This window comes from Campylobacter sp. BCW_6871, from assembly GCF_001762325.1.
In the GTDB taxonomy this organism is placed as follows: domain Bacteria; phylum Campylobacterota; class Campylobacteria; order Campylobacterales; family Campylobacteraceae; genus Campylobacter_D; species Campylobacter_D jejuni.
Map to the genome: position 1 here is coordinate 20,978 of NZ_MJWQ01000082.1, position 11,592 is coordinate 32,569.

The window sequence follows — 11,592 nt, forward strand, 5'->3', positions numbered from 1 at the left end:
AAAAATTCATTATAAAGCCTATATTTAGGAGTTTTAAAGTCTTAATTTTAATTGAATAAAATTATTATTTGTATTATAATCGCAATTACTTTTGTCATATAAATGCAAGGAGATAACATGGAACAAAATCGTAGAGATTTTTTAAAATGAAGTTCTTTGTTTGGCGGCTTAACCTTAAGTCCTATAAGTCTAAGTACAAATTTATTAAAAACTCCTCAATTGATCAGCAAATGGGCTGGATGTAATGTAAATTGCGAAAAAAAATGTCCTGTAAAAGTACATAATCAAGATGGAATTATTAAATAATCAGTACTGATAATGAAGCCTTTTATATAATTTATGCAACAGGAACAATAATCAATCGCTGTACACAAGGTCCATGGGCTAGACTTTGAAGTCTTTATGGTGGTTATTTAAATTATCACAACTCTTATTCTACGGCTCAAATTTCAAATACTATGTTTTTTCTATGGAGGATCTCCTGCTAGCGATATATATACTTTACGCTCTGCAAAATTAGCTATATTTTTTGGAGCAAACCATGTTGAAACTAGAATGGGAGGTGGTGGAGTAGGCTATGCTTATCAAAAAGCCTTAGAAGAAAGTGGATGTAAAATAATTCACATTGACCCAAGATACAATGATTCTATGATAGGGCATTGTGATGAGTGGATACCTATAGCACCAGGAACCGATGCAGCTTTGATTGCTGCGCTAACTTATGTGATGATAAAAGAAGATTTACTTGATAAAACTTTTCTTGATAAATACACCATAGGCTTTAGCGAAAATACTCTGCCACAAGATGCAGCCAAAAACTCAAGCTATGAAAGCTATGTTTAGGACTAAACGATGGAGTAGAAAAAACTCCTGATTAGGCTAGCAAGATTATAAACCACATAGTTCAACTTGCAAGAGAAATTACCACCATAAAGCCTTGTTTTATAGAACAAGGTTGAGAAGTGCAAAGACATTCAAATGTCGAACAGGGTCAAGTAAAACATATGATATAATGGATATGCCTTTTAAAAATCCAATAAAAGATTCTATTCCTTATTTTTTATTCACAGATGCCATTTATCGTGGAAAAGAAATGACAGATATTAGTGATGGGGTACGTAGCACAACACAATTAAAACAAAATATTAAATTTATTTTCAATACAGCAGGAAATTGCCTTACAAATCAGCACAGCACTATTAAAGAAGTGTATGATATTTTAAGCGATGAGAATTTGTGTGAGTGTATAGTAGATATTAATATAACCAGAACTCCGTCAAACAATTATGCTGATTATATCTTACCTGATGCAACTATGCTAGAGCAAGAAGATTTTATAAGACCTAGTGCAGGATATTATAGCAATAAGCCTTATATTATTTATTGTCAAAAAGCTATCGAGCCAGTTGGTGAAGTAAAACCTATTTATGAAATGTGTCTTGAACTTGCTAAAGACTTGGCATAGAAAAAGAATTTAGCGAAGGAAGAACGCAAAAAGATTGGCTAAAATACCTTTATGAAGAAAGTATGAAAAAAATCCACTTTTGTCTAGTTTTGAAGAAATGTGCGAAAAAAGGACTTGTAAAATTTGAGCCTGTAAAACCTGTAGTGGCATTACAAAGTTTTATAAAAGATCCTATCAATAATCCTTTAAAAACTCCTAGCGGAAAGATAGAAATTTATAGCACAAAACTCGCACAAATGCAAAAAACTTGGAAATTAAAAGAAGGACAACAAATATTGAAAGTCAAAGAGAAGGGATTTTAGACCCATTAAAACAAAAGCATCCTTTGCAATTTTTTGGCTATCACTACAAAGGTAGAACGCATTCTAGCTTTTGGGAAATTCCACAAATTAGAGAAGCTAATCCTCAAGAAATTTGGATAAATATTATAGATGCAGAGCAAAGAAGTATCAAAACAGGCGATGTGGTGCAAGTAAGAAATGACTTAGGAATCATACCAGGTTTTGCAGTAACCCCACAAGATGCATGGGTAAAATATGAAAATGGTATCGATGTGGGAACTTGTGTGAATTCTTTGGCAAGTATAGTACCAACTGCTATTTCTAAAGGAAATGGACAACAATTCTATTTTAGTTGAAATTGCAAAAGTTTAAGGAGAAAAAGATGAAATTAGAAGAAAATTCACAATTTGGTTTTATGCTAGATCAAAGCAAATGCGTAGGCTGTAGGACTTGCTCACTTTCTTGCAAGGATTATAAAAATATGCCTGTGGGTTAATTTTCGCCGTGTGTTTGAGACCGAAGGGGGAAATTGGACAGCTAAAGAAGATGGAAGTTTTGAGCAAAGTGTTGCTTACTACACTTCTATTTCTTGCAATCATTGTTCTAATCCATCTTGTCTTAAAGCTTATCCAACCGGTGCAACAACGAAAATAAATGGGGCATAGTAGCAATCGATGATAATATGTGTATAGGCTGCAAAGCTTGTGCTATGGCATGTCCTTATGGCGCACCTCAATTTAACCATGAAAGTGGTCATATGAGCAAATGCGATGGGTGTTATGAGAGATTAAAAGAAGGTAAAAATCCAAAGGAATTTGCAATGGTGGTTGCTTTTATCCCTTCATTTTTTCATTTAAATGATATTATACACATTGTTAATGTATTAAATAGAATGGGTGTTTTTTATGCAAACAATGAGTGGCATATAGGCTGGATGAATAATGAAATTTTATTTATATCTCTTGTATGTGCTTTGGGCTTTTTGCTTTATCTAATAAACTTCAAATTGGGGCGGGGTATCTTACGCTAATATGTGGAATTTTAGGACTTTTCTTTATGAGTGGAGCTTATGACTCCATGCAAGAAAGTGTGCCTACTTGGGATTTTAAGATCACTTTGCTTTATTTTTTCGCTAGTACTATATTTTTAGGTGCTATTGTTTATTATTGTTTTTTTGAAAATAGCGAACATGAAAAAATGTCGTTTTTTACAGGACTTATAGGCATAGGGCTTTAAGCACTGCTATAGTTTTGCAAACCCTACATGTAGGACAAACTTGGATTATGGGGCTTGTAAACCCTTTTGAACTTTTAGGTGGAGCCTATGATTGGTTTATACCGCTTTCTTTTGCATTCTTAGGACTTGGGATTTTTACTTGGTATTTGCATAATTATTTACATGAAAAATTTAAAAGTAAATTTTTTGCTTATTTTTCCCTACTTTGCGCATTTTTAGGGATATTTACCACCAGAATGCTATTTTATGGACTTATAAATACTAGGACATTCTTAATGCAAAAATTGGCAATAGACATATTTATCAATTTTTTGCAAAATCCACCTAATCATTTTTTGCTAGAAAAACTTAAAAAATAAAAATTCTGGCAAAATTGGTTTTTAAAAAATAATAGCAAATTACAATGCGCCGCTTTAAAGCTTTTATCATCTTCAAACGAAGATGATAAATTAATAGCAAGTGATTTTACATCTTTGTTTTTAAGCGATGTTGATTATGTAAAAGCACCGCCTTTTGCTTCTTTTTATCTTGATGAAAATAAAGAAATTTATTCAGATAATTCTGATAAAATTAAGCAAATTTTTGTGCAAAATAACTTTTTTTCTTTTTTTAATGAAGAACCTGCAGATAGCTTGATAAATGAATTATTATTCATTAGTTTTTTAATCAAAAAACAAGATGATATAACTTTGCAAAAATTCTTAAAAGAAGAATTTTTTACTTGGTTTAATATGTGGAGTTTTGATGTTATCAATAAAGCTAAAACACATTTTTATAAAGCATTAACAATGTTAATGCAAGACTTTTTCAATCAACTAAATACAAAATTTTAACACAAGTCAATTTTTTTCTCCTTTTTAAGATATAAAATATCTCTTTTACAATAAAAAGGAGAAATTATGACAAAAGAACAAATTCAAATCATCAAAGATTGTGTGCCTATTTTGCAAAAAAATGGAGAGGATTTAACCAATGAGTTTTATAAAATAATGTTTAATGATTATCCTGAGGTAAAACCTATGTTTAATATGGAAAAACAAATTTCAGGAGAACAACCAAAAGCTTTAGCGATGGCGATTTTAATGGCAGCCAAAAATATAGAAAATTTAGAAAATATGAGAAGCTTTGTTGATAAAGTTGCCATAACTCATGTTAACTTAGGGGTTAAAGAAGAGCATTATCCTATAGTTGGAGCTTGCCTTTTAAAGGCTATTAAAAATCTTTTAAATCCTGATGAAGCCACTCTTAAAGCTTGGGAAGTTGCTTATGGAAAAATTGCTGAATTTTATATCGATATAGAAAAAAAGCTCTATGATAAATAATACAAGCCCATTTTGGGCTTTAATCAAATTTTTCTACTAAATTTTTTGCTAATTCCTTTATATTCTCACCCTTTAATTCGCTGATTTCACCATTTTGAGCCAAGAAAATTCTATCAGCACTATCAAAATATGCATCATCATGTGTGATAGCAAAGATTGTTTTGCCTTGCTCTTTTAACAAAGGTAAAAGTTTTTTATAAAAAAATCTTCTAAAAACAGGATCTTGATCAGCCGCCCATTCATCAAGCACTAAAATATCCCTTTCTTCAAGCAAGGCTATAAGCATAGCTAAACGCTTTTTTTGCCCTGTAGAAAGTTTGGTTAAGGTCAGTTCATTATCTTTGACACTTGTTTTATCTTTAAGTTCTAAAAACTCCAACCAAAAAGCAATTTTTTCTTCGCTTGCAAAATTTTCTTTATTTAAGGTTTTAGTAAAAAGATGAAAATCGCTAAAAACAGCAGAAATAAGAGATCTATACTCATCTAACTTTTTATCATCTATAAGCGTATCGTCAACATAAATTCCGCCTTTACTTGGCTTAAAAAGTCCTGTCAAAAGCATACAAAAAGTGGATTTACCACTTCCATTTTTACCTATTAAAAATACCAATTCACCTTTTTTAAGTTCTATATTTACAGGATTTAAGTGAAAATTTTCTTCATAAGCAAATTGAGTATTTCTAAAAGAAATTTTTTTCCATTCGCTAATATAATGTGTTTTTTTAAAACCTTCTATATAATCATCTAATTCCAATTTTGCGATCTTATCTAAAGCGATTTTTGCCAAAAGCAAAGTAGGAAAAGATCCTATCATAGATACTAAAGGGGTTCGTAAAAACAAAATAGAAAGAGCTATAGTTGTAGCATCTGCAACACTTGCCCATTCAAATTTTAAAGCTAAGTAAAACTCTACGCCCACTAAAGCCAAAAGAGTTACATTTGTCCAGTTGTTTGAGAGATTGTTAAAAAGATTGCCTAAAGTACTATTTTTCTTTTTCAATCTTGCATTATTTTCAAATTCATCTTCATAATAAAGCTTGGCTCTATCACGATTGATCAAAAGTTCTTTATGTCCATCTAGTATATTTTGGTAATTATTTTGCAAAGCATCGTCATTTTCCCTTGCCTTTCGAAAATACTGATATACTTTCATCATCAAAAAATTATTAGTAATAAAAATAACCATAATCCATACCACACACAAAGCAAAAATTTGTGGTGAAAGATAACATAAATAAACACTAGTGCATAAAATCAATATACTTGATTGTAAAAAATCAGGCAATCTTAAAAGCCCAAAAGATATATTTCTCACATCACTTCCCAAAGAAGCTAAAATTCTAGCCTTACCTACTTTAGCCACTCTTAACAAAGGGGTATCTAAGATCTGCTTTACTACACGCCTTTGCATTTTAAAAATAAAATTTTGTCCAAAAATACTAAGTCCAAGTTCAACTATGGTAGAACTTATAAAAAATATCAAAAGCAAAACAATAAAATAAAAAATAGGAATGTTTTGTGCATTTTTAAGCAAATAATCATTGATAAAAACAAGAGTTAAAACTCCAACAGCACTTGTAATAAAAGAAAAAAGCAAAAAAGAAACCAACTTTAATTTATTTTGCTTAAGTAATTCCATAATAAAAGGCATTTATAAACTCCAAAATATAATTTTAATTATAACATTTTAAGAGTGATTATTAAAATTTTATTTTATCTTTTACTATAAAAACAGCACGAATAGCCAATAACGCTAAAAAAATCATATATATACTCATACCATATAAAATATGGATTTTCATTTTTACTCGCGAGTGTATTAAGCCAAAAAACGAGTTGCGGAGTAATACCGCCTGAAATTGCATAAGCAATATTATAAGAAAAAGAAATTCCTGAAAATCTTATTTTAGCTCTAAAAACTTCACTCATTAAAATAGGTGCAAACACATTAATTCCACCTAAAAAACAAACAATCGAATACAAAATACATACCAAAACCAAATTTTTAAGCTCATATAAAGCATAAAAATATAAAAAAGAAAAAATACAAAAGTTAAAGAAAATAAAATGTAAATTTTAAATAAACCAAATTTATCTACAAGATAACCCATAAAAGCCCCGCCTAAAGCTATTCCCAAAATTCCTAATATCTGCAAATAACTTCTTTCAATCTCACTTAAATTTAAAATACTGGGCATAAATTTAGGCATTAATAAAACAAGCACAATAACACAACCTGTTAAAACCCAAGTCATCATCATTGATGAAAATAAATTTTTTACAATATCCTTTTCTTTAAATAAATCTTTAAGAGGAAAAGAACTAAGCGATGATTCTTTTTTCATTTGTTTAAAAACAGGAGCTTCTTACAAAAATCTACACAAATAAATAGAAATAATCCCAAAAATTCCACCTACAAAAAAAGCAATACGCCATGCATAAGCAGCAATTTCTTCTATACCAAAAAAAGCATTAATGATTAAAATACTATACTTCCTAACAAAATTCCTAAAGCCATAGCTGAATTTAAACAGCTTAAAAAGAAAGCTTTTTGTTTTTCTTGACAATGTTCTCTTACAAAAACCCAAGAGTTTCATAACCTAGAATAAAAGCTAAGACAAAGGTAGGAAGAACCATTAGTAAAATACTTAGCATAAACATATTTTTACGCCCAAATTTATCTCCAAAATGTGCCATAACTATACCACCTAAGGACGTGCTAAATATCCAGCTGCAAATGCTCCATAAGTATTTAATAAAGCCCAAAATTCACTCATATCTTTAGGAAAAAATACATTAGCTATATATTCAGCAAAAAAGACAAAAATAATAAAATCATAAAATTCTAAAGTTCCTCCTAGTGAAGAAAGTCCTAAGATCTTAATTTCCTTTGTTCCAAATTTTGATTTTCTCATTGATTAATTACCTTAAATTTTAAAAACATTGTTTTTATTATACTATAATCATTTCCAAAATATTATCTAAAAAATTTAAGGATAAATATGTTTAATTTTATAACCACTCTTTTAAAAACCAATCTTTATTTTTTAGAAGAAAAAACCACAAGCAAAAGTTCAAATCAAACCCATATAATCCCACTTAAACAATCTGATGATGAATTTTTAAATTTATTATTTTCTTTTTTAGTGCCACAAAGCGATGAAGATAAGAATTTTATAGGAAAAACTCGCACAAAAATCAAAAGAAATGAGCATAATATTGCCCTGATAAAAAATCCAAATTTTAATGCTTTAATAGACACAGGGTTTTTAGATACTATTGACACATTAAAAGAAAAATTGCATATCCACAAAACCGATTTTAAAGATATCATTCATATTATCTTAACACATGCACATCCTGATCATATAGGAGCTTTAATGAGCGAAGAAAATCTTTTTCCAAAAGCTCAAATTTTAATCGATAAAAAAGAATATGATTTTTAGATCAAAAGCGATAGACAAGAAATTAAAAACACTTTGCTTAAACTTAAAAATATAGAATTTATTAACCACTCTAAAGATTTAATCTTTCAAAATTCAGGCATTAAAGCCATACCTGCTTACGGGCATACCCCAGGTCAAAATGCTATAATAATTGATGATAAAATAGTCTTTTGGGGAAATTTACTTCACCTTTATGATATACAAATCCCAAAACCTAAAATCGCTATAAAATTTGATATAGATCAAAATGAGGCTATACAAATCAAGGGAAAAACTACTTAAAGAATTTAAAGAAAGAAAACTCAAAGTTATAGGGACTCATATGCCTTTTATTGAGCCTAAATTTTAGATTAATTACTTAAAAATTACTAAAAATTAAGTAAAAATTTTAATAATTTTTGCTAAAATTATAGCCTTTTTATTTCATGAAAGGAGAAAATTTTGGCAAAAGATGATGTAATTGAAATTGATGGCACCGTACTTGAAGCATTGCCTAATGCAAATTTCAAGGTTGAACTTGACAACAAACATGTAATTTTATGTCATATTGCAGGAAAAATGCGTATGCATTATATAAGAATAATGCCAGGTGATAAAGTAAAAGTAGAACTTACACCTTATAGCCTTGATAAAGGGCGTATAACTTTTAGATATAAATAATCTAAGTTATTTAAAAGCTAATTTTAGATAAAATTAGAGTTTTTACGACAAATTACATCGAACTATATGAAGAAGTATTTTTAAAATCCACCACTTATTTTGAAAATAGTTGGTTATTCATAAAACCTGATGTGGTCGTAAATCAAGTGGAATTCATTCAAGGAGACGCTCATGAAAGTGAGACCATCGGTTAAAAAGATGTGCGACAAGTGCAAAGTAGTTCGCCGTAAAGGCGTGGTTCGCATTATTTGCGAAAATCCAAAACATAAACAAAGACAAGGATAAACATGGCTCGTATTGCAGGTGTGGATTTACCAAAGAAAAAAAGAATTGAGTATGGACTAACCTATATTTATGGTATAGGGCTTTTCACTTCAAGAAAAATTCTAGATAAAGTAGGAATTTCTTATGATAAAAGAGTTCATGAGTTAAGTGAAGATGAAGCAGCAGCTATCCGTAAAGAAATTCAAGAAAACTATATGGTTGAAGGGGACTTGAGAAAACAAGTTGCTATGGATATTAAAGCACTTATGGATTTAGGAAGCTTTAGAGGCTTAAGACACAGAAAAGGCTTACCAGTTCGCGGACAAAAAACAAAAACAAACGCAAGAACTAGAAAAGGTAAGAGAAAAACTGTTGGTGCAAAATCATAAGGATAAATCATGGCAAAAAGAAAAATCGTAAAGAAAAAAGTAGTTAAAAAAAATATAGCAAAAGGTATTGTTTATATCAGTGCGACTTTTAACAATACTATGGTTACAGTAACTGATGAAATGGGAAATGCTATCGCTTGGAGTAGTGCAGGTGGTTTAGGATTTAAAGGTTCTAAAAAATCAACTCCTTATGCGGCACAACAAGCAGTAGAAGACGCTTTAAATAAAGCAAAAGAACACGGAATTAAAGAAGTAGGCATTAAAGTACAAGGACCAGGAAGCGGTAGAGAAACTGCTGTTAAGAGTGTAGGTGCTATGGAAGGAATTAAAGTAACTTTCTTAAAAGATATCACTCCATTAGCTCACAATGGTTGCAGACCGCCTAAGCGTCGTCGTGTCTAAGATATAAGAAAAATTTAGGAGAATATTATGGCAAGATATAGAGGACCAGTAGAAAAATTAGAAAGACGCTTTGGTGTTAGCTTAGCATTAAAAGGAGAAAGAAGACTAGCTGGCAAAAGTGCACTAGATAAACGCCCTTATGCACCAGGACAACACGGAGCAAGAAAAGGTAAAATTAGTGAGTATGGACTTCAATTAAGAGAAAAACAAAAAGCTAAATTTATGTATGGAGTAAGCGAAAAGCAATTCCGTCGTTTATTTGCTGAAGCAGCAAGAAGAGAAGGAAATACAGGGGTATTACTTATCCAACTTTTAGAACAAAGATTAGACAATGTGGTGTATAGAATGGGTTTTGCTACAACACGTCGTTTTGCAAGACAACTTGTAACACATGGACATGTTTTAGTAAATGGTAAAAGAGTGGATATTCCTAGCTTTAGAGTAGAAGCAGGTGCTAAAATCGAAATTATCGAAAAAAGCAAAAACAATCCACAAATAACAAGAGCTATCGAACTTACAGCACAAACTGGAATCGTTGCTTGGGTTGATGTTGAAAAAGATAAGAGATTTGGAATTTTCACAAGAAAACCTGAAAGAGAAGAAGTTGTCATTCCGGTTGAGGAAAGATTTATCGTTGAGCTTTACTCTAAGTAATAGGGGCTAAATATGAGAAACATTACAACATCTGCTTATACGCCAACAGAATTTACAATAGAAAACATTAGTGATACTGTGGCTAAAATCAGTGCTTGGCCTTTTGAGATCGGCTATGGAATCACCCTAGCCCATCCTTTACGCCGTTTGCTTTACACTAGCACCATAGGATATGCTCCAACTGCAATTCATATTGATGGCGTAGCTCATGAATTTGATAGCATGCGTGGTATGCTTGAAGATGTAGCACTTTTTATCATTAATCTAAAAAAACTACGCTTTAAAATTAAAGGCGAATCAAATAAAGAAATAGTAGAATTTAGCTTTAAAGGCTCAAAAGAAATTTACGGCAAAGATCTAAATAATGATCAAGTAGAAGTAGTAAATAAAGACGCCTATCTAGCAACAATCAACGAAGATGCTGAACTCAAATTCACATTGATTGTTGAAAAAGGTATTGGCTATGTACCAAGCGAAGAAATTAAAGAGCTTTTAAATGATCCTAAATTTATAGCTTTAGATGCTTTCTTTACACCTGTAAGAGAAGCAACCTATGATATTGAAAAAGTTTTATTTGAAGATAATCCTGATTATGAAAAAGTGGTTTTAACCGTAACAACTGATGGACAAATCACTCCAAATGAGGCTTTTCAAAATGCTCTAGAAGCTATGTATAAACAATTATCAGTATTTGATAAAATTACCAATGTTAGAAGCGTAATTAAAAATCAAGCAACAAGCAATGAACTAGAAAATACTAAATTATTGCAAAACATTACAGATTTAAATTTAAGTGCTAGAAGTTATAATTGTCTTGAAAAAGCAGGAGTAGTTTACATAGGTGAGCTTGCTTTGATGAGTGTAAGTGAACTTGCAGGGCTTAAAAATTTAGGTAAAAAATCTCTTGATGAAATTAAAAACATCATGGAAAGCATAGGTTTTCCTGTGGGAACTTCTAAGCTTAGCGATAATAAAGAAATACTTAAAAATAAAATCGCAGAATTAAAAGCACAAAACGAAGGATAAAGAATGAGACATAAACATGGATATAGAAAACTTGGCAGAACTTCATCTCATCGTGCTGCCTTATTAAAAAATTTAACTATAGCTTTAGTAAATAGTGGAAAAATCGAAACTACTCTACCAAAAGCTAAAGAATTAAGAGGTTATGTAGAAAGATTGATTACTAGAGCAAGACTTGGAGATTTTAACGCTCATAAAGCAGTTTTTGCTTCATTACAAGATAAAAACGCTACTAATAAATTAGTGACTGAAATTGCTCCAAAATTCAAAGATCGCAATGGTGGATATACAAGAATCATCAAAACAAGAATTCGCCGTGGTGATGCTGCTGAAATGGCTTTCATCGAATTTGTGGCTTAATCAAATCCTAGCTTTTGCTAGGATTAATACTTCAATTAAATACCCTAAAAATAAAAAGTTTTAAATAATTATTTTAAATAAAATTAAATT

16 protein-coding genes and 4 pseudogenes are annotated in these 11,592 nt (G+C 30.5%); 18 read left to right on the plus strand and 2 right to left on the minus strand.

The genetic code is table 11. From position 1 onward, the window contains the following. Window positions 1-156: 156 nt before the first annotated feature. The 10 genes and pseudogenes from AJ930_RS10700 (at window position 157) to cgb (ending at window position 4,304) form a co-directional block, all read left to right on the plus strand. Window positions 157-306: a hypothetical protein gene (locus AJ930_RS10700; RefSeq protein WP_261659534.1), complete on the plus strand. Its 150-nt coding sequence runs from the start codon at window positions 157-159 to the stop codon at window positions 304-306. Between the two features lie 216 nt (window positions 307-522). Then, a complete protein-coding gene (locus AJ930_RS10705) occupies window positions 523-843 on the plus strand; it encodes a molybdopterin-dependent oxidoreductase (protein WP_250493659.1) in 321 nt (106 codons plus the stop codon). Window positions 844-1,018: 175 nt separating this feature from the next. After that, window positions 1,019-1,465, plus strand: a complete 447-nt coding sequence (locus tag AJ930_RS10710; RefSeq protein ID WP_261659535.1) for a molybdopterin-dependent oxidoreductase — start codon at window positions 1,019-1,021, stop codon at window positions 1,463-1,465. A gap of 62 nt (window positions 1,466-1,527) precedes the next feature. Further along, the gene (locus AJ930_RS10715; RefSeq protein WP_070275257.1) at window positions 1,528-1,767 is read left to right on the plus strand and encodes a hypothetical protein; all 240 of its coding nucleotides are present in this window, start codon (window positions 1,528-1,530) and stop codon (window positions 1,765-1,767) included. Between the two features lie 23 nt (window positions 1,768-1,790). Beyond that, window positions 1,791-2,102: a molybdopterin dinucleotide binding domain-containing protein gene (locus AJ930_RS10720; protein ID WP_261659536.1), complete on the plus strand. Its 312-nt coding sequence runs from the start codon at window positions 1,791-1,793 to the stop codon at window positions 2,100-2,102. A 26-nt stretch (window positions 2,103-2,128) separates the two neighbouring features. After that, window positions 2,129-2,554, plus strand: a pseudogene (locus AJ930_RS10780) (4Fe-4S dicluster domain-containing protein); the annotation flags it as partial. A gap of 158 nt (window positions 2,555-2,712) precedes the next feature. Further along, window positions 2,713-2,982 (plus strand): DmsC/YnfH family molybdoenzyme membrane anchor subunit, encoded by a 270-nt coding sequence (locus tag AJ930_RS10415; RefSeq protein ID WP_173405584.1) that lies wholly within the window; start codon window positions 2,713-2,715, stop codon window positions 2,980-2,982. Window positions 2,983-2,996: 14 nt separating this feature from the next. Further along, the gene (locus AJ930_RS10420) at window positions 2,997-3,341 is read left to right on the plus strand and encodes a hypothetical protein (RefSeq protein WP_173405583.1); all 345 of its coding nucleotides are present in this window, start codon (window positions 2,997-2,999) and stop codon (window positions 3,339-3,341) included. 66 nt (window positions 3,342-3,407) lie between these two features. After that, window positions 3,408-3,815 (plus strand): annotated as a pseudogene (locus AJ930_RS09335) (TorD/DmsD family molecular chaperone); the annotation flags it as partial. Between the two features lie 66 nt (window positions 3,816-3,881). Next, window positions 3,882-4,304 (plus strand): single-domain globin Cgb, encoded by a 423-nt coding sequence (gene cgb, locus AJ930_RS09340; RefSeq protein ID WP_002862237.1) that lies wholly within the window; start codon window positions 3,882-3,884, stop codon window positions 4,302-4,304. Window positions 4,305-4,323: 19 nt separating this feature from the next. Here the strand turns inward: cgb and AJ930_RS09345 are convergent, their stop codons facing one another. Both AJ930_RS09345 and AJ930_RS09350 read right to left on the minus strand, forming a co-directional pair. Continuing rightward, window positions 4,324-5,955, minus strand: a complete 1,632-nt coding sequence (locus tag AJ930_RS09345) for a multidrug ABC transporter permease/ATP-binding protein (protein WP_044779871.1) — start codon at window positions 5,953-5,955, stop codon at window positions 4,324-4,326. 49 nt (window positions 5,956-6,004) lie between these two features. Next, window positions 6,005-7,219 (minus strand): annotated as a pseudogene (locus AJ930_RS09350) (MFS transporter). Window positions 7,220-7,306: 87 nt separating this feature from the next. Here AJ930_RS09350 and AJ930_RS09355 point away from each other — a divergent pair. The 8 genes and pseudogenes from AJ930_RS09355 to rplQ all read left to right on the plus strand — a co-directional run bounded on the left by AJ930_RS09355 (window position 7,307) and on the right by rplQ (window position 11,502). Further along, window positions 7,307-8,099: pseudogene (locus tag AJ930_RS09355) on the plus strand (MBL fold metallo-hydrolase). A 92-nt stretch (window positions 8,100-8,191) separates the two neighbouring features. Further along, window positions 8,192-8,410 carry a translation initiation factor IF-1 gene (gene infA / locus AJ930_RS09360; RefSeq protein ID WP_002781436.1) on the plus strand — a complete coding sequence of 73 codons (219 nt, stop codon included), beginning with the start codon at window positions 8,192-8,194 and terminating at the stop codon, window positions 8,408-8,410. 171 nt (window positions 8,411-8,581) lie between these two features. Then, a complete protein-coding gene (gene rpmJ, locus AJ930_RS09365; protein ID WP_002781429.1) occupies window positions 8,582-8,695 on the plus strand; it encodes a 50S ribosomal protein L36 in 114 nt (37 codons plus the stop codon). A 2-nt stretch (window positions 8,696-8,697) separates the two neighbouring features. Continuing rightward, on the plus strand, window positions 8,698-9,063 hold the full coding sequence (rpsM, locus tag AJ930_RS09370) for a 30S ribosomal protein S13 (protein ID WP_002800121.1): 366 nt from the start codon (window positions 8,698-8,700) through the stop codon (window positions 9,061-9,063). A gap of 9 nt (window positions 9,064-9,072) precedes the next feature. Further along, on the plus strand, window positions 9,073-9,465 hold the full coding sequence (gene rpsK, locus AJ930_RS09375) for a 30S ribosomal protein S11 (RefSeq protein ID WP_002779544.1): 393 nt from the start codon (window positions 9,073-9,075) through the stop codon (window positions 9,463-9,465). Between the two features lie 27 nt (window positions 9,466-9,492). Beyond that, window positions 9,493-10,119 carry a 30S ribosomal protein S4 gene (gene rpsD, locus AJ930_RS09380; protein ID WP_002856574.1) on the plus strand — a complete coding sequence of 209 codons (627 nt, stop codon included), beginning with the start codon at window positions 9,493-9,495 and terminating at the stop codon, window positions 10,117-10,119. Between the two features lie 12 nt (window positions 10,120-10,131). Continuing rightward, entirely contained in the window at window positions 10,132-11,145 is a 1,014-nt protein-coding gene (locus AJ930_RS09385) for a DNA-directed RNA polymerase subunit alpha (RefSeq protein WP_002932419.1), read from the plus strand. A 3-nt stretch (window positions 11,146-11,148) separates the two neighbouring features. Continuing rightward, window positions 11,149-11,502: a 50S ribosomal protein L17 gene (rplQ, locus tag AJ930_RS09390; RefSeq protein ID WP_070239828.1), complete on the plus strand. Its 354-nt coding sequence runs from the start codon at window positions 11,149-11,151 to the stop codon at window positions 11,500-11,502. The last annotated feature ends 90 nt before the right edge of the window (window positions 11,503-11,592 follow it).

What these genes read in the sequence shown, in the direction of transcription:
- AJ930_RS10710 (WP_261659535.1), top strand. Translation starts at nt 1,019, where the DNA reads ATGCCTTTTAAAAATCCAATAAAAGATTCTATTCCTTATTTTTTATTC.
- AJ930_RS10715 (WP_070275257.1), top strand. Translation starts at nt 1,528, where the DNA reads ATGAAAAAAATCCACTTTTGTCTAGTTTTGAAGAAATGTGCGAAAAAA.
- AJ930_RS10415 (WP_173405584.1), top strand. Translation starts at nt 2,713, where the DNA reads ATGTGCTTTGGGCTTTTTGCTTTATCTAATAAACTTCAAATTGGGGCG.
- cgb (WP_002862237.1), top strand. Translation starts at nt 3,882, where the DNA reads ATGACAAAAGAACAAATTCAAATCATCAAAGATTGTGTGCCTATTTTG.
- AJ930_RS09345 (WP_044779871.1), bottom strand. Translation starts at nt 5,955, where the DNA reads ATGCCTTTTATTATGGAATTACTTAAGCAAAATAAATTAAAGTTGGTT.
- rpmJ (WP_002781429.1), top strand. Translation starts at nt 8,582, where the DNA reads ATGAAAGTGAGACCATCGGTTAAAAAGATGTGCGACAAGTGCAAAGTA.
- rpsM (WP_002800121.1), top strand. Translation starts at nt 8,698, where the DNA reads ATGGCTCGTATTGCAGGTGTGGATTTACCAAAGAAAAAAAGAATTGAG.
- rpsK (WP_002779544.1), top strand. Translation starts at nt 9,073, where the DNA reads ATGGCAAAAAGAAAAATCGTAAAGAAAAAAGTAGTTAAAAAAAATATA.
- rpsD (WP_002856574.1), top strand. Translation starts at nt 9,493, where the DNA reads ATGGCAAGATATAGAGGACCAGTAGAAAAATTAGAAAGACGCTTTGGT.
- AJ930_RS09385 (WP_002932419.1), top strand. Translation starts at nt 10,132, where the DNA reads ATGAGAAACATTACAACATCTGCTTATACGCCAACAGAATTTACAATA.
- rplQ (WP_070239828.1), top strand. Translation starts at nt 11,149, where the DNA reads ATGAGACATAAACATGGATATAGAAAACTTGGCAGAACTTCATCTCAT.